This window comes from Bradyrhizobium sp. Unk1 (assembly GCF_059512345.1).
In genome coordinates this window covers 76,866-91,603 of sequence record NZ_JCAMOP010000020.1, presented here as the reverse complement: position 1 = coordinate 91,603, position 14,738 = coordinate 76,866, and the positions used below count along the sequence as shown (strand labels likewise).

Annotated in this window: 24 protein-coding genes and 1 tRNA gene; 12 read left to right on the top strand and 13 right to left on the bottom strand. The window is 61.8% G+C overall.

The window, feature by feature from the left end; translation table 11 throughout:
• Nucleotides 1-194: 194 nt before the first annotated feature.
• Entirely contained in the window at nucleotides 195-500 is a 306-nt protein-coding gene (locus AC5ZFO_RS25265) for an ETC complex I subunit (RefSeq protein ID WP_014495449.1), read from the bottom strand.
• A gap of 256 nt (nucleotides 501-756) precedes the next feature.
• Between AC5ZFO_RS25265 and AC5ZFO_RS25260 the strand changes: the two genes are divergently transcribed.
• Complete coding sequence (locus tag AC5ZFO_RS25260; RefSeq protein ID WP_282519344.1) at nucleotides 757-1,935, top strand: OpgC domain-containing protein; 1,179 nt, start codon at nucleotides 757-759, stop codon at nucleotides 1,933-1,935.
• Between the two features lie 60 nt (nucleotides 1,936-1,995).
• Here the strand turns inward: AC5ZFO_RS25260 and AC5ZFO_RS25255 are convergent, their stop codons facing one another.
• Nucleotides 1,996-2,187 carry a hypothetical protein gene (locus AC5ZFO_RS25255; protein ID WP_028150987.1) on the bottom strand — a complete coding sequence of 64 codons (192 nt, stop codon included), beginning with the start codon at nucleotides 2,185-2,187 and terminating at the stop codon, nucleotides 1,996-1,998.
• Between the two features lie 304 nt (nucleotides 2,188-2,491).
• On the opposite strand from AC5ZFO_RS25255, the gene AC5ZFO_RS25250 reads away from it, so the two are divergent.
• On the top strand, nucleotides 2,492-2,650 hold the full coding sequence (locus AC5ZFO_RS25250) for a hypothetical protein (protein ID WP_282519345.1): 159 nt from the start codon (nucleotides 2,492-2,494) through the stop codon (nucleotides 2,648-2,650).
• Nucleotides 2,651-3,162: 512 nt separating this feature from the next.
• The gene (locus AC5ZFO_RS25245) at nucleotides 3,163-3,384 is read left to right on the top strand and encodes an RNA-binding protein (RefSeq protein ID WP_282519346.1); all 222 of its coding nucleotides are present in this window, start codon (nucleotides 3,163-3,165) and stop codon (nucleotides 3,382-3,384) included.
• A gap of 155 nt (nucleotides 3,385-3,539) precedes the next feature.
• On the opposite strand, the gene AC5ZFO_RS25240 is transcribed toward AC5ZFO_RS25245, so the two are convergent.
• The 4 genes from AC5ZFO_RS25240 to AC5ZFO_RS25225 all read right to left on the bottom strand — a co-directional run bounded on the left by AC5ZFO_RS25240 (nucleotide 3,540) and on the right by AC5ZFO_RS25225 (nucleotide 5,931).
• A tRNA-Pro gene (locus tag AC5ZFO_RS25240) sits at nucleotides 3,540-3,616 on the bottom strand.
• An 88-nt stretch (nucleotides 3,617-3,704) separates the two neighbouring features.
• On the bottom strand, nucleotides 3,705-4,187 hold the full coding sequence (locus AC5ZFO_RS25235; RefSeq protein WP_282519375.1) for a DUF192 domain-containing protein: 483 nt from the start codon (nucleotides 4,185-4,187) through the stop codon (nucleotides 3,705-3,707).
• A gap of 147 nt (nucleotides 4,188-4,334) precedes the next feature.
• On the bottom strand, nucleotides 4,335-4,970 hold the full coding sequence (locus tag AC5ZFO_RS25230) for a cold-shock protein (protein ID WP_282519376.1): 636 nt from the start codon (nucleotides 4,968-4,970) through the stop codon (nucleotides 4,335-4,337).
• Between the two features lie 199 nt (nucleotides 4,971-5,169).
• Complete coding sequence (locus tag AC5ZFO_RS25225) at nucleotides 5,170-5,931, bottom strand: SIR2 family NAD-dependent protein deacylase (protein ID WP_282519377.1); 762 nt, start codon at nucleotides 5,929-5,931, stop codon at nucleotides 5,170-5,172.
• A 285-nt stretch (nucleotides 5,932-6,216) separates the two neighbouring features.
• On the opposite strand from AC5ZFO_RS25225, the gene AC5ZFO_RS25220 reads away from it, so the two are divergent.
• Entirely contained in the window at nucleotides 6,217-6,381 is a 165-nt protein-coding gene (locus tag AC5ZFO_RS25220; protein WP_282519378.1) for a hypothetical protein, read from the top strand.
• A 69-nt stretch (nucleotides 6,382-6,450) separates the two neighbouring features.
• Here AC5ZFO_RS25220 and AC5ZFO_RS25215 read toward each other — a convergent pair whose 3' ends face one another.
• Complete coding sequence (locus tag AC5ZFO_RS25215; RefSeq protein WP_282519379.1) at nucleotides 6,451-6,735, bottom strand: hypothetical protein; 285 nt, start codon at nucleotides 6,733-6,735, stop codon at nucleotides 6,451-6,453.
• A gap of 245 nt (nucleotides 6,736-6,980) precedes the next feature.
• On the opposite strand from AC5ZFO_RS25215, the gene AC5ZFO_RS25210 reads away from it, so the two are divergent.
• Together AC5ZFO_RS25210 and AC5ZFO_RS25205 are read left to right on the top strand one after the other, a co-directional pair.
• Nucleotides 6,981-7,247 (top strand): hypothetical protein, encoded by a 267-nt coding sequence (locus tag AC5ZFO_RS25210; RefSeq protein WP_175627352.1) that lies wholly within the window; start codon nucleotides 6,981-6,983, stop codon nucleotides 7,245-7,247.
• 79 nt (nucleotides 7,248-7,326) lie between these two features.
• On the top strand, nucleotides 7,327-7,452 hold the full coding sequence (locus AC5ZFO_RS25205; RefSeq protein WP_282519380.1) for a hypothetical protein: 126 nt from the start codon (nucleotides 7,327-7,329) through the stop codon (nucleotides 7,450-7,452).
• Here AC5ZFO_RS25205 and AC5ZFO_RS25200 read toward each other — a convergent pair.
• Nucleotides 7,449-7,646: a hypothetical protein gene (locus tag AC5ZFO_RS25200; protein ID WP_282519381.1), complete on the bottom strand. Its 198-nt coding sequence runs from the start codon at nucleotides 7,644-7,646 to the stop codon at nucleotides 7,449-7,451. The two genes, AC5ZFO_RS25205 and AC5ZFO_RS25200, sit on opposite strands and share 4 nt — an antisense overlap.
• A 580-nt stretch (nucleotides 7,647-8,226) precedes the next feature.
• Between AC5ZFO_RS25200 and AC5ZFO_RS25195 the strand changes: the two genes are divergently transcribed.
• A complete protein-coding gene (locus AC5ZFO_RS25195; protein ID WP_282519603.1) occupies nucleotides 8,227-8,574 on the top strand; it encodes a hypothetical protein in 348 nt (115 codons plus the stop codon).
• A gap of 324 nt (nucleotides 8,575-8,898) precedes the next feature.
• On the top strand, nucleotides 8,899-9,126 hold the full coding sequence (locus tag AC5ZFO_RS25190; protein ID WP_282519382.1) for a hypothetical protein: 228 nt from the start codon (nucleotides 8,899-8,901) through the stop codon (nucleotides 9,124-9,126).
• Between the two features lie 294 nt (nucleotides 9,127-9,420).
• Here AC5ZFO_RS25190 and AC5ZFO_RS25185 read toward each other — a convergent pair whose 3' ends face one another.
• Both AC5ZFO_RS25185 and AC5ZFO_RS25180 read right to left on the bottom strand, forming a co-directional pair.
• Nucleotides 9,421-9,597 (bottom strand): DUF2934 domain-containing protein, encoded by a 177-nt coding sequence (locus AC5ZFO_RS25185; RefSeq protein WP_282519383.1) that lies wholly within the window; start codon nucleotides 9,595-9,597, stop codon nucleotides 9,421-9,423.
• Nucleotides 9,598-9,714: 117 nt separating this feature from the next.
• A complete protein-coding gene (locus AC5ZFO_RS25180; protein WP_007591377.1) occupies nucleotides 9,715-10,011 on the bottom strand; it encodes an HU family DNA-binding protein in 297 nt (98 codons plus the stop codon).
• A 351-nt stretch (nucleotides 10,012-10,362) separates the two neighbouring features.
• Between AC5ZFO_RS25180 and AC5ZFO_RS25175 the strand changes: the two genes are divergently transcribed.
• The 3 genes from AC5ZFO_RS25175 (at nucleotide 10,363) to pip (ending at nucleotide 12,457) form a co-directional block, all read left to right on the top strand.
• Nucleotides 10,363-10,857 (top strand): hypothetical protein, encoded by a 495-nt coding sequence (locus tag AC5ZFO_RS25175; RefSeq protein WP_282519384.1) that lies wholly within the window; start codon nucleotides 10,363-10,365, stop codon nucleotides 10,855-10,857.
• Nucleotides 10,858-11,020: 163 nt separating this feature from the next.
• Nucleotides 11,021-11,323 (top strand): hypothetical protein, encoded by a 303-nt coding sequence (locus AC5ZFO_RS25170; RefSeq protein ID WP_282519385.1) that lies wholly within the window; start codon nucleotides 11,021-11,023, stop codon nucleotides 11,321-11,323.
• A gap of 180 nt (nucleotides 11,324-11,503) precedes the next feature.
• The gene (pip, locus tag AC5ZFO_RS25165) at nucleotides 11,504-12,457 is read left to right on the top strand and encodes a prolyl aminopeptidase (RefSeq protein WP_282519386.1); all 954 of its coding nucleotides are present in this window, start codon (nucleotides 11,504-11,506) and stop codon (nucleotides 12,455-12,457) included.
• Nucleotides 12,458-12,521: 64 nt separating this feature from the next.
• On the opposite strand, the gene AC5ZFO_RS25160 is transcribed toward pip, so the two are convergent.
• Nucleotides 12,522-12,860, bottom strand: coding sequence for a DUF1214 domain-containing protein (locus AC5ZFO_RS25160; RefSeq protein WP_282519387.1), 339 nt, complete (start codon nucleotides 12,858-12,860; stop codon nucleotides 12,522-12,524).
• A gap of 593 nt (nucleotides 12,861-13,453) precedes the next feature.
• On the opposite strand from AC5ZFO_RS25160, the gene AC5ZFO_RS25155 reads away from it, so the two are divergent.
• Nucleotides 13,454-13,630, top strand: coding sequence for a hypothetical protein (locus AC5ZFO_RS25155; protein ID WP_254119220.1), 177 nt, complete (start codon nucleotides 13,454-13,456; stop codon nucleotides 13,628-13,630).
• Nucleotides 13,631-14,098: 468 nt separating this feature from the next.
• On the opposite strand, the gene AC5ZFO_RS25150 is transcribed toward AC5ZFO_RS25155, so the two are convergent.
• Nucleotides 14,099-14,377 carry a hypothetical protein gene (locus AC5ZFO_RS25150; RefSeq protein WP_282519388.1) on the bottom strand — a complete coding sequence of 93 codons (279 nt, stop codon included), beginning with the start codon at nucleotides 14,375-14,377 and terminating at the stop codon, nucleotides 14,099-14,101.
• Entirely contained in the window at nucleotides 14,377-14,577 is a 201-nt protein-coding gene (locus AC5ZFO_RS25145; RefSeq protein ID WP_282519389.1) for a hypothetical protein, read from the bottom strand. Before AC5ZFO_RS25145 ends, AC5ZFO_RS25150 begins: the two co-directional genes overlap by 1 nt.
• Nucleotides 14,578-14,738 lie beyond the last annotated feature (161 nt).

The following is a 14,738-nucleotide window of genomic DNA, read 5'->3' as shown; positions in this document are numbered from 1 at the left end:
GTCATGTCTGCGGGCGGGTACCCCCGCCGTCATGCCAGGGCTCGTCGCGGCCGTCCGCGCTCTATCACGCGGCGCCAAAGACGTGGATGCCCGGGCCTTCGCCTCGCGAAAGCGGCTTCGGCCGCGCAGGCGGGACAAGGCCCGGGCATGACGAGTAAATCACGTCGTATGACGTTGGAGCAGCCAGCCGCCCCTCAATGCGTCCAGGGTTCGCCGCGCCGGAACGAGAAATTGTCGGCATAGGCGACCGGGCGGCGGATCGAATCCTGCGGCTCGATCACCTGGTAGGCGATGCCCTTGCGCTCGCAATAGGCGACCGCCTCTTCCTTGCTGTGGAAGCGCAGCGTGATCTGCTGCTTCATGTCGCCGGACGAGGTCCAGCCCATCAGCGGCTCGACCGAACGCGGCTGCTCCGGCTCGTAATCCAGCTGCCATTCCTTGGTCTTGGACCGGCCGGATTGCATCGCGTTCTTGGCGGGCTTGAAAATGCGTGCGGTCATGGGTGGTCCGGGCCTCTTCGTCTTTTCGTTCGATTCCGATGCGTCACGGTAGCAGTTGGTCGAAACCGCGGGCATAGTATAGAGACACCTTTTGGGAACTGATCGGTGATTCCGGTCCCCGGGGTGCCTTGGCGACGGGTATAGTCATTATGCTGCACCGTGACAATTGCGTACCCGCTGTCCGCGCCGGGATCCCGCCCGGCGGCCCTGTCTCGCCGACACCAGCGTATCCGCCCCCTCCGAAAGCTTCCGTCGCATGGCCTTCCTGAACATCAACGCCACGCTCCCCGAAAAGGGCCGTGACCTCAGGCTCGACCTGTTTCGCGGCATCGCGAACTGGGCGATCTTTCTCGACCATATCCCCGACAACGTGGTGAACTGGATCACCACCCGCAACTACGGCTTTTCCGACGCCGCCGACCTGTTCGTCTTCATCTCCGGCTACACCGCTTCCTTCGTCTATGCGCGAATGATGCTCGAGCGCGGCTTCATCGTCGGCGCCACGAGGTTGACCAAGCGGGTCTGGCAGCTCTACGTCGCCCACATCATCCTGTTCGTGATCTACATCGCCTCGATCAGCTATCTGGCGCTGCGGTTCGGCGACTCCGACATGATCAACGAGTTCAACGTCGCCGGCCTCGTCGACAACGCCACTGAGACCTTGCGCCAGGGCCTGTTCCTGCGCTTCAAGCCGCTCAATCTCGACGTGCTGCCGCTCTACATCGTGCTGATGGGGCTGTTTCCGCCGGTGCTGTGGTTCATGCTGCGCAAGCCCGACCTGACGATGGCGCTGTCCATCGTGCTGTGGCTCGCCGCCCGCCATTACGGCCTGAACCTGACCGCCTATCCGGCCGGCCAATGGTACTTCAATCCGTATGCCTGGCAGGTGCTGTTCGTGTTCGGCGCCTGGTGCGCGATGGGCGGCGCCCGGCGTTCGGGAGCCGTGATCAATTCGCCTGTTACGCTGTGGCTTTGCCTCGGCTATCTCGCCTTCGCGCTGGTCATGACCATGGCCGGCCGCTTCCCCACCCTCGGCGGCATGTTCCCGGGATGGCTGTTCTCGGCCTTCAACCCCAACGACAAGACCAACCTTGCGCCCTACCGCTTCCTCCATTTCGTCGTGATCGTGATCCTGGTGATCCGCTTCGTGCCGAAGGAATGGCCGGGCCTGGAGTGGAAGGTGTTCGATCCCTTGATCGTCTGCGGCCAGCAGTCGCTCGCCGTGTTCTGCGTCGGCGTGTTCCTGTCCTTCGTCGGCCATTTCGAACTGTCGATGAGCTCGGGCTCGCTGTTCGCACAGATCTTCGTCAGCATCGCCGGAATCGCGATCATGACGACGGTGGCCTATTACATCTCGTGGTCGAAGAAGCAGGACAAGCCGCTCAAGCCGCCGCCGGCCAAGCCTGCGGCCGCCTCGCCTGCAAAGGCCGCCTAGAGCCACTTCAGACGAAATCGGAACGGGGCGCTAGATTCTAGGTGCGGCAGCGGAGCCGGCTCAGGCCGCCTCGCTGTCGTACTCGGTGAACTTCTTGTAGATCCAGTCGCGGCCGTCGTGGCGGCGCCAGACCTTTCCATAGACCAGCTGCCCGTTGATCGAGCGGCGCGGCACGATCACGGTCCAGAGGTGCCAGATCTCGGTCCAGCTCGACTGCGGATGGACGGTTCGGACGTTGCGATCGAAAGACATGACGCAAAACTCACAGGATATGAGCGCCGCGACGAACTGTGACCTGTGTGAGCACCGATTGCAGGCAGCCCATCGCGAGCCTTGCCGACCTGATATCAGCCACGGATGCGGCCGCAACAACCACTCGTCCTTAACCTAACCGGTCAACCTTACCCCTCGTGGGTACCCGCCAAGACCCGTTGAAAGCCGGCGCCGATCTTTCTATGATGCATGCACAATTTGAGAATGAGCGTACCGTTCTGGACGCGTGGCAATTGCGAACTGATTTTCATTTTTCAAATGACTTGCTGACTGGGGCACCACAATGAATTTGCAATGTGGACGTTTGCGCCTGGCGGTACGCTCGGAGCCGCCTGCGCCGCGCGTCAAGATATCCGTCTCTGAACCGCCGAAGGCGGCCAACGACAATCATCTGGCGTGGCCGTTCCTGCCGTTTCCGCTCGGCTGGTACGCGACGAACTGATCCCCGGAATAGCGCGACGCCGCTCAAGCGGAATATCATCGCTTGGCGGCGTCCGTTTAGGCATTGGGCGCTGAAATCCCCAATGCTCATATGTCTATGGCGACAGCCAAAGGTTCGAAGCAATTTTGCGAATTCTGCGCCGGACCGGCCGGCGCAATGCCTTGAAAAATCGCGCGGAAGTGGCGTTGGGTGAAGAACAAGCGCCAAAGCTTCAAGCAAGGCTTCAGCAAGGTTCGCGCGCGCTTCAGATCGCTATAGGCCGCCTGCCCCCCAACACTCCCGCCGGCTCAGATGCGCGACGTGCTCTGCGCATAGGCGCCAAGCGGCCCCTGAGCATTGTCGGTCCGTCGCTGCGGCGCACAGTTCCCGCCCGTGCGGTCGCAACCAATCACCGCGCCAAGAGTTGCAGGTTCTTCCCGTCCGTCCGGGGGAGCCGCGTGGCTGCGATCCATGCCCGCGCGATGGACGGACGGTCATCTCGTCTCACGACCGTGTGAGCTGGAGCGCGGCCGGTGAATTTTCACGAGCGAGCAGAGACCAAAGAACAGCAGGCCGCAAACCAAGGGGATGCATTGAGTCAAATCGATACGACCGAGAAACTCTCGGGCACGCCGGAGACTGAAAGTTCGCTGTTCGCACTGTGCGGGCTTGGCGTCGCCGGGATCGCAATGCTGGGCTGGATCTGCGCCCTCGCCTGGATCGCCTGGCGCCTGGTCGATTGGCTGTTGTTCTGAAATTGAAACGCCGTCGCAACGCCAATGCACGCAAAAGTTGCGTCTGGTGTAATTTCGCGGAGATCGCCTCGCCGACTTCACTGTCGCCGGCGGCAACGGAACGGGATGAGCGCGGGGCAATATCGAGAGAATTGAAGGGGCTTCAACCTCGGGACTGGTCGGGGCAGCTGGATTCGAACCAACGACCTGCAGTACCCAAAACTGCCGCGCTACCAGGCTGCGCTATACCCCGAATGTCCGGCGAGCCCCGTCGATACACGCTTCCCAAAGCGCCAGCAAGCTTTCAAGCCGCCAGCAAGGCGGCAATAACCCCGCCCGCCCTACTTGGTGCCGAACAGCGGGTGGCCGACCCGGTCGCCGGGACGGATGCCGTATTTCTGCGCCGTTCCCGCCACCACCTCCAGCACGGCCCGCGCGGGCCCCTGGGACGAGATGATCCTGGTCGACAGCGGCTCGGTGTTTTCGGCGATGCGCAGGATGCGGCCGTCGGCGCGAATGAAGATCATGTCGAGCGAGACGTAGGTGTTCTTCATCCACATCGACACCTCCTGCTCGGGTTTGAAGTCGAACAGCATGCCTTTGCCGTCGGCCAGTTCCTTGCGGTACATCAGCCCGGTCTGCTTCTCCTCCTCGGTCGTGGCCATTTCAACCGAGAACACCTGCACGCCGTTCCTGGTGACGATTTCGAGCGGCTGGAAACTGGCGGCGCGCACCGGCGCGCTCGCGACGGCACAGCCGACGACGAGGATGGCGGCCAGCCAGCCCCTTGCAATGGACCAGACGGCCTTTCGGTCAAAATTCATGGGACGGTACTCGAGGGGGCGTGGGACTGGACCAGTCCTTACGCGGCGACCGTGACAAAAGCCAGAGGCGCGCCGGACGGCCTGCGCGCCTCTTGTCACGATTGCGGGAGTTGGCGATCGGCGGCCGCTAGTGCGACTGCAAGCTTTCTAGTGCGAAGAAAGCCCTGGCGATCCCGTCTCGGGATGGATCTCGGCCGCCATCATGCCCTTGGAGCCGGGCCCGAAGCGGACCAGGACATATTGGCCGGGCCGGAGTTCGGTCATGCCGAAGCGGCGCAGCGTCTCCATGTGCACGAAGATGTCGGGCGTGCCCTCGCCGCAGGTCAGGAAGCCGAAGCCGCGCAGGCGGTTGAACCATTTGACCTGGGCCCGCTCCAGCCCGCTGGTCGCGGTGACCGTGACGTGGGTGCGCGGCGGCAGCATCTGCGCCGGATGGATCGCGGTCGACTCGTCCATCGAGACCACCCGGAAGGCCTGGTACCCCTTGGCGCGCTGGATGCACTCGACGACGATGCGGGCGCCCTCATAGGCGGTCTGGAAACCGTCGCGCCTGAGCACGGTGACGTGCAGCAGCACGTCCGGCCAGCCATTGTCGGGAACGATGAAGCCGTAGCCCTTTGAAGCGTCGAACCATTTGATGACGCCGTGGACCTCGACGAGGTTGGCGCTGCCTTCACCAAGTCCGCTGAACGGGCTTAGCGCGCTATCGCGACCACCGCCGCCGTGCTCGCCCACAGCGGGAACTCCGATCTTCTTGGACTCAAATCCGTCCGACGACCCCATAACCCCGGACCCCACACTGCCCATTGCAACCCGCCTCAGCGGCGGCGTCGAATCACGCGTCTTAAGAGAATATTCTCAATTCGACGCGATGCGAATCTTTCGACTCAAAAGATAACACTCCCGGTTGCGAGGCATAGATAAAAAAGAGATTCGCCGGAACCTATGAACAGCTTGCACAGCCGCGAATCAAATTGATGCCTCAATTTGCGACAAAGGGCCCGAGAGTCTCGCCGATGTCGTGGCGGATGACGAGATCGGCGATGTCGTCCTGATCGGTCGGCTCGCGATTGATGATCACCAGACGCGCACCGGCGTTCTTCGCCATCATCGGAAAGCCTGCCGCCGGCCACACCACGAGCGAGGAACCGATCGCGATGAAGAGGTCGCAGGCTTGCGACAGCGCGGTCGCGCGCTGCATTTCGTCGTCGGGCATCATCTGGCCGAACGAGATCGTCGCGGTCTTCACCGGCTCGTCGCACGCGGTGCAGTTGGGTGCGCCGCCATCTTCGTCGAAGCGGCGCTTCACCCAGTCGAGCTGATAGGCCTGCCCGCATCCGATGCAACGCGCATAAGTGGTATTGCCGTGAAGCTCGATGACGTGCTCGGCGGCAAAGCCCGAGGCCTGGTGCAGATTGTCGATGTTCTGGGTGATGACGGCGGGAATCTTGCCGGCGCGGTAGAGCGAGGCGAGCGCGCGATGACCGCGGCCGGGCCTGGCCGCGGCAAAGACAGATTCCATCGCAAAGCGGCGGCGCCAGGATTCGTCGCGAGCTTCCTGGCTGGCGACGAATTCGTCGAACGGGATCGGACGGTTGCGCGTCCAAATTCCACCCGGCGAGCGGAAGTCCGGGATGCCGCATTTGGTGGAGATGCCCGCGCCGGTGAACGGCACGATGGTCCTGGAGTCGGCGATCATGTCGCCGAGTCGCTCGACGCCGCTGCGAAGATCCGATGCAATCACTTGCGGCCCCCCGGGTTGACCTTGCGCCAGCCGCACCATGCGCCCGCGACAAGATCGTTGACGCTGTTATCCACTGCCGCGCAAGAATCACGCAAGCCGCGGTGGGTAATTTTTTCCGACCTTCGCTTATCACAATCCTGCAATGCCTCCTCCCCATTGACGCCCCAATCAGAAGCGCCAATGCATGTGTTAACGCGACTCAACGTGATTGCGGCGGCAGTGCTTGAGTTCGGCCGTGCACACATATTGAAGTGCACACATACTGACGTGTAGAGGGGATTTGACATGACCGAAGACGAACAACGCAAAATCCGCGAACGCGAAGAGATCGCCGCCCGTGTCGCCGCCTTCCGTGCCACGCAGGAAAAATTCCAGCGCGAGCGCGAGGAGTATTTCGTCTCGACGCTCGACAATGCGCGCAAGGCTGAGCGGCCCTCGCTCTGGCCCTAAGCCATCTCCGGATCGCCACGCATGAAAAAAGCCCGGAGCATCGCTCCGGGCTTTTCACTTGGTCAGCCGTTACCAGCCGCGATAGTAGTGGCGGCGGTGGTAGTACGGCCCATCGCCGTAATAGGCGTACGGGCCAGGGCTGTAATAGGCGGGCCCGCCATAATAGCCGTAGCCCGGACCGTAGCCGTACGGATGCGACGCTGCGACCGCGCCTGCGGTAATCGCGCCGGCGGCGAGGCCGAATGCGAGGCCCGGGCCAATGCCGCGACCACGCGCCTCTGCAGGCGCAGGTGCCGCAACCGCGGTCACGCCGACGGCGGCAACGGTGGCCAGAACTGCCAGTGTCTTCTTCATGACTCTCCTCCTTCGCGTCTCGCAGGGACAACGTCGGGGGCCCGCGATGGTTGCGCGCAGGAGTGGAACCCGGGCGGCACAAAAATATCGGCACGAGTGGAACGAATGCGCGTTCCGCGGTTTTCTTCTTTGAGTGCGGAAGCCTCCGCTATCCGGTAGAGGCGACAGCATGAAGACCCCGTCAGCATCTCCGCGATGCTGGCGGGGTTTTTGGTTTCAGCGAAAGAAAATGGCAGCAGACATCAATGGCTGCCAACGGGACGGACGCCGAGGAGGACACATTGCCGCTATCCGCTTTGCTGGGGCGCATCCGCAGGCTCGTTCCCAAATCGCGCGACCAGCATTACGACGAGATCGTCCGCAACTTCGGCGTCGGCGCGCTACGCCCGCCGCCGACGCCGATGAGCGACGGCGAGCTGGCGCGGGCCATCGCCGAGTTCCTCAAGGAGCAGCCGTCGAGCGCGTCGGTTGCGACCCTCGGCCGGCGGCTGGACCCCTCCTCTCCGCTGTAAGCCAGCTTGTTTTCTCGCGGGTAGGGAACAAATGTTTCGCGCGCACGTTGAGCCCTCTTCACGCAAGAAGGGACCCGACATGCCCGCGTGGCTTGAAATTCTGCTCAACCTGTCCGGCTATGCCGGCTTCGTCGCGCTTGCGCGCCGCGGCACCGCGTGCCCGGGCCATTCCGCCGACGATCGCAGCTATGGTGACGAGCGCTAATTGGTGTGAGGCGCGTGGCCTGCCGTGCGCACCAGCCTGTCGGCCTTGACCGCGACGCGCGTGTCCTCGAGTTGCGGCCGCAGCGAGAAGCTGATCACCACGAAGGCGAGGCAGAACAGCGAGCCGACGACGGCGACGCGCCGGTAGGTGTGGCGGTCGCCCTGGAAAAAGGATGGTTCTGAAAAAGGTGTCATGCAAACGTGCTCGTTGGCAAAGTCGTTTCTTGTCCTTGTCAGACACCTATCCCAAGCAGCGGCAAGCGCAACGCGATTGGGGTTTTAACCTAACCGAATAGGGTTATCGGCTTTCCCGCAAATTTTCGTTAGGAGTTTGCGCAAGGCTTGAGACATCTGCTCTTGAGATCCCGGCGCGCCGCTTCAGACCACGTCACCAAAACTCCTGGACAGGTACGGCTTTGTTCCAGCTTCGCCTGCATTTCGTTCTCGAAGAACGAATCGGAATCGAAGAAATCGGCGCGGAGCGTCTCTTAACAAGTGGTGTGGATCGCCGCGAAAGCGAACGCGCGATCGCAGCGAAGGTCCGATCACTCGGTGTCGTCGGGCTTCGGTGGGAGGCACCGAGGGCCCGCCTTTGCGGAGCCGCGTGTGCCTGTCGGACCAGAACACTTTGACGATCTCGGCAAGAAACCAGCACGCATCCATGTCGCTCTCCCTCGCTTCATTCGATAGCGAGGACATGAGGGCTGGATCGTGCGAAGCATCACGCGCACGCGCGGCAACGAGGCCTGTCCCGCATCGACACAGAAGCCACGCCTTGTTCTGCATCCGACTCCATTTCGTTCGCAAAGAACGAATCGGAGTCGAGCAAATCAGCGCGGCGCGACTCCTAACGATCGATGAAGGCGCGCGCCGTCACGGCTTCACCGGCAAGATTTTCAACGGCAGGATTTTCAACGGCGAGCGAGATCGCGTTTACTGGGTCGCCGTCGTGGCCCGCCAGCGCGCCTCACGCCGCTCGCTTGGCGTTGCTCTTCTCGGAAAAACATTCGAGGATCTGGATGCGGAGCTCTTCGGCGGCCGGCCCCTCGACCTTCCTCAGCTGGTTCCAGAGCCTGATCACTTCGCGCTGTTTCTCGATGGTCATGCGTCACCTCCAACGTGATGACCGACTAGAACAAAATGAGAACAAAAAGTCCAGCCCCTCGCGCGCGATTTCCCACGCATATCGCCTTGAACTCGACGGGCGCAGCGCGGAGCGTGGAAACTGGGGATTTCCGCGCCCACTCGCGTGGAAAGCCGTCTGACGAACACTCCGTCGCCACAGCGCGGTTGCTTTTTGGGTTTTCAACCTTAAGTTCGAGGCGCTGGCGGCAAGGCGCTGAAATCCCATCGCCGCCGGCCAAGAGAGCCCCGTGCGCAAGCGCGGGGTTTTTCTTTTGGGAACGCGCCGTCGCCCTCGCCGTTAGCCATTCCGGAGCGAGGGACCGTGATCAGGAAATTCTACGCCGTCGAGGTGGTTCGTCAGATCGAGGAGACCGTGGAGATCATGGTCGAGGCACCGGATGAGACCACGGCGCACGATGCGGCGCTTGCGCACCTGAAGGCGCGCGGCTCCGAATATCAGTGGCTCAATCCCAAATGCGAATTCATCGTCTGGCGCGAGCGCCAGATCGATCCGCCGGCGATCATCGATGTGTCGGTGTCGCCGGAGTAGCGGCCGGAACGAATGTCCCCGCCCCGCGTTGTCGGGCCGAGTTCAGTGGTGCTGGCGGCTGTGCGACGCGGCTGTCCAGCTTTGAAAAGCCCCGGTCCCCAACGCCGGGGTTTTTCTTTGTCGCGCCTCGAACAACAAGGCAGCAAACAACAAAGCAGCCACACGGGCGTTACACCGGGTGGCTGCTTTGACGACTGTCAGCTCCGCGCAAGATTCCGTCGCCGTGATCTCAACCGCCGGACGCCGGGCAACGTTCCGGCGCGCGGCAAATTTCTGTGCGGCCTTTGTTGACCGTCAGACCGGCAAATTGTCGTTCAGCCCCGGCGGGACTTCGCCTTGCGCGGCCCGCTCAGCGAGAAGCATCTTTTCGGCCTCATACCAGAAAGTGTCCATCCTCCCCGCGGGCTCGCCGGCTTCCCGCCAGAGATGATAGGCGCGGTCCCGGATCTGTTCCTCGCTCAGACTGGCCATGTGACGTCTCCCTTTGGGAAGCAAAGCCTGACGACGCCCGAGAGTTCCTTGTCCGTGTCCAGCACACCAGCCGGCGGTCGTTGCGGCGCTCCGCGCCGCGACGACGTCGCGGGCCGCTTAGACGGAGTCCTTGGCCACCTTCAGCGGCGAGGCCTTCACCGACTTGCTCGCCGGCTTCGCCGCGAACTGCATCGGCTCCTTGGTGAAGGGATTGACGCCCATGCGGGCTTCGGTCGCCGGCTTGTTCACGACCGACATCTTGACGAAGCCGGGAATGACGAACTCGCCGGACTCGTTGAGCTCCTTGTAGCCGACCGTCGCCATGTACTCGATGACCGACTTCACGTCGTTCTTCGACAGCTGCGTGCCCTCGGCAATTGCATCAATCAATTGAGTTTTCGTCATCTTCGCCATGTCTGAATTCCTTTTGTGCGGGCGAGCAAATCCTGCTCAGGACGCGGCTGAACCACGCAAGTGTGATGCCGATTCACGCCGGAGGTCATGAAGTCACGGGGCTTAGAACCCATTGAGGCCCAAAACACAAGCATGCCTTGTGCGGGGGTTCCACCCCTTACCGTGAAAGTGTCGCGGCATGCTGCCGCGCTGGCTTTGAACCATTCTGCCGCTGGCGCGTCTAACTAATTGAAGTCCCCAAGCTTCACCCCCATCAGCGAGCCCCGCTTCCCCCAGGCGGGGCTTTCGCTTTTGGTTGCCTCGTGGAGCGCGCCGGCTGGTATATGGTCGGATGTTTCTCGTGAGGGGCTGATGAAGATTGCCATTGTTATCGCCGGCCTGATCGTCGTTGCGGTCGCCGCCCTGGTCGCCATCCAGCCGGAGTTTTTGAAGCCTGCGTCTCTGGCGCAGGTCAAGAAATCCGACATCTTCGGCTTTTCGCCCGGGATGACATTCGAGGAGACCAACAAGCTCGTCACGCAACGTCACTACCGCTGCCGACAGGGTCGAGCTTCGTACATCCTCGAATGCGAAATCAACGGCGCCAAGGTCACGGTCTATAATGACGACGTCGACGCCGGCCACCCCATCCGGCGCGTCAATGCCGAGTTGAACAATCCGGGGCCGCAGGACGCGGCCGTCAAATCGATCTCCGACCAGTTCAACGCCCGGCCGACCAGGGACGCCGGCGGGGGATGGACGTGGATCGTCGGCCGTGGGCTCAAGCTGAGCTACGACGGAAACGCCTTGAAGCTCGTGGACGAGGCCTGGGATAACAGGCTTCGCAACGACGAAGCCAAGCGCTAGCCGCGCTGCGCCGAAATGAGCGGACCGTCATCGCAATCCGGTTATCCCCAGCCAACGCGTCACCTCATCGTGAAACCTGCGGCCCGGCACACCTTGTTGAGACTTCGGTAACCTAACCCATCCACTCTCCCCGCCAGTATCGTTGCGTTGGAGTAAACCCACAGTGCTGAATTTTGACGAGCTGCGTGAACTCGCGGCAGATGTTCGCGTGTTTGTTGACATCGCCGAGGACAAGGCCGAAGCGCTCAAGGCCGTCATCGCGGCCTACGACGTGGTGCTGGCGATCTTCCCCTCGCAGGAGGGCATGGGCCTCCACGTCATCAAGGGCAAAGAGATCCTGAACAGAATCGCGAACTCACGGACCCATACGACCTACAGTCATACCGCGATTGCGGTCCCTGACCTGGAGCATGCCGAAGTGCTCAAATATCTGACGGCCCCCGTCGAGCAGCGGGTCGCAGCCTAGCTGCAGGCGAGCGTCCAGCAGCGTTTTCTTCATACGCGATAGCTCTCGGCAATGCCGGGGCGGTTCAGCTCGTGCGCCCCGGCGACCGCGCACTCAATTCGTTCACCCTATGGATCCGGCCTGCCAAAGCCCGCTATTGCCGCATAGAGAAGGGCTGCCAAAAGGCATCAGGAGAAAGCGATGGCTCAGTTCCAGCCTATCGAGCCATATGAGACTGGCTTGCTGGATGTGGGGGACGGCCACCAGATATATTGGGAATGTTGCGGCAATCCCACGGGCAGGCCGGCGCTTTTCCTGCATGGCGGCCCGGGCACGGGCTGCTCTGTTGGTCAAAGACGATTTTTCGATCCGAACGTCTATAGAGCCGTGCTGTTCGATCAGCGTGGCTCCGGTCGCAGCCTTCCACTCGCAAGTCAGTTGAGTTCGAGCCTGGCAAGCAATACCACCTCTCACCTTGTCGCAGACATCGAGAGGCTGCGCGAGCTGCTCGGTGTCGAAAGCTGGATCATCCTGGGCTTGTCCTGGGGAACCACGCTTGGCCTGGCCTACGCACAAGCTCATCCGGGACGCGTCAAAGCGATGGCGCTCGGATTCGTGACGACGACATCGCGCGCAGAGGTGCAATGGATCACCAGGGATGTCGGGCGCATCTTTCCAAGGGAATGGGAGCGCCTTTCCAAGACTGTCCCCCGGCATCTCCGCGGCATGCCGCTCGTCGATGCCTACGCAATCCTGCTTGCCGATGCCGACGAGACCGTTCGTGACAGAGCCGCCCGGGCATGGTGCGAGTGGGAGGATGCGCACGTCTCGCTCACCCCGGGACATCGGCCAAATCCCCGATTTGACGACGCGGAGTTTCGATTACGATTTGCGCGTCTGGTCACTCACTATTGGCGCCACGCCGCATTTCTCGAGGAGGATCAATTGATCCGCGACGCATCGAGATTGAACGGCATTCCCGGCGCCCTGATCCATGGCCGTTTCGACGTCAGCGGACCGTTGTCCACGGCGTGGCAACTGCACAAGCGATGGACGACTTCCAGGCTGCATATTCTCGGAGACGCCGGCCACGGCGGCGGCAATGAGTTCATGCCTTTGGTCATCAGAACTCTGGATGAGTTCGGGAAGCTGTAGAAACGGTAATTGATCTACAGCCACACGGCGATTGCGGTTCCCGACCTCGAGCATGCGCAGATGCTCAGATATCTGACGGCGCCTGCCGAACGGATGATACGCCTGCCCAGTAGACGCGAATGTAAAGCGAGAACTGGCCACTCGCGGGCAGCCAGTTGCTCTCTTGTCTGCGCTCGGCGATTTTGGCGCCAGCGCGCAGCGTCAACGAACCGTCCCGACATTGAACATTCACTTCGCAGGGAACGTTGGCGGCATCTTGCCGCTCCCTTCGAGCAAGTCGGTGTAGAGGTCGAAGAAGGCAGCGTCGGACTTCGCCCAGCCATAAGCGCTTTTTTGTGTTACCTGGCCCCTCAGCGCCAAATTGCCGGTTCGCAGGGAGGCTTATTGAACGGACCTCCGGCATAACTGCCAACGTCTGGAGCCCGGACACAGTGAACGACGTTGGAGGCAGGGACGACTGCACCGGTTTTGTCGTGCCACGCCGCCCGACGCCAGGTTGCCGGTTCGCAGGGAGGCTTATTGAACGGAGCTCCGGCAAAACTGCCAACGTCTGGAGCCCGGATGCAGTGAACGACGCGGGACGGATGGACGGCTGCGCCGTTCTGGTCGTACCACGCGGCCATGGCCGGATTAGCGAACATGGCCGCGGCGATCAATCCTACCGAAGCAAGCTTCCTCATTTGCGCGTCTCCTTATGTGTCAATGATTGAACGACTGACTATCCTTTGCGGCTCTTTCCTACCGAAGAGACTGCAAGCAACATTTTCCGGTATCGACTATGCACATCATCAAGGATGATCTATTTCAACTTCGCCCGAATACGGCGGCTGCGGTTCCCGACCTCGAGCATGCGCAGATGCTCAGATATCTGACTGCGCCTGTCGAACGACGGATTGCTGCGTAGTTGCCGACGGCAAGCGCATCCTCACGATGACCGGCGCATAGGAACGGTTGGCTCTCCCGCACATTGACCCATCTCCAGATGAGGAGATTGCAATGAGCGTTGAAGGTAAAGCCAAGGAAGCCGCCGGCTACATCAAGGAAGAGCTGAACGAGCACGGCAAGTCGCCCGAGAGCCAGAAGAAGGCTCAGGAGGGTCGTGACCTCAGGAACGAAGGCCGCGTCGAAGACGGCAAGCCGCCGAAGACGACGAAGCCCGGCACCGGTCACTAGACCGACTTTTCGAAGACCGCCCCTGGCCATGTCAGGGGCGGCTTTTCATGTGCGCTCCTGCCCGGACGCAGCGCTCCTCGGCGCGATGCGAAGCAGGGTCCAGCAGCGACGAACACGCCGCGGCTACGTCCCATCTCGCATGTCCCTGGTCGCGAAGTGACATCCGAACGCCACCAGGACCAGAGCAAACGTCGAGCCGAGCAGAATTCGCAGAGTCGATCCCATCTCCTGGCTCACATACCGGACATCGTGTCGGTGCGCGTAGCGTTCAGGATGCGCGGCATCCGGCTGCTGGGGTGAGACAGTCAAAAGCACAAGCCACGCAACGGTCCCGCAAAGCGCAGCAATCCTCGCAATCTTTCCGATGCTTTGAAGCCAGCGCTTCATGCCGCCCTCATCATGGCGTGGATCTCCGCTGCGCCTTTGTCCGGAACAGCCTTCATAAACTCCAGGAGGCAGCCACGCTTCTCAAGTCTTCGGCCCGGCCAGCAGCCTGAGAGCGCTGAGAACACTGAGAATGGCGAAAGCACAAAGACCGTAGGTGAGTGCATTCACGACCCAGGATATGGCGATCCCTGCGAAGCTGGAGCCTCCGACCGCTCCCCAGAACAAATACGCTACGGTGATGCCGGGCCATTCCAGCGAAAGAAAAGCGAAGTCGGTCAGCGGCTCGATGGCGAGGAGCACTGAGGAGATGAGCGCCCCGATAGCCAATGCGATGATGAAGTTGGCTTTCACGGAGAGCATCAAAACCCCAGCAGCCCGGCGATAACAGGAACGAGGAAATAGGCGGCGAGCCCGAGAAGGCCGCCCACGACAAAGCGCGCCGCGCGGCCGTGAATCTTCGTATCGAGCCACGCACAAACCGCCGCCGCAGCCTGTCTCAGCCAGCTACCGACGAGGCTTCCGACGAGATCAAACAGAAGTTCTGCAAGGAAAGCGGCCATGGCGTTTAGTCGCCCCCGCTTCTGCCGGGGTTCAACTGCCGAGGATTTGACCATTGAGGGCGCCGGTTTGATAGGTTGCTGGCGTGGTCACTGCTCGACACTCATAAACAGCCATCACCGCCGAGGAACGGGCCGATCGGGCCGGATTGGTTTTCCGTCAC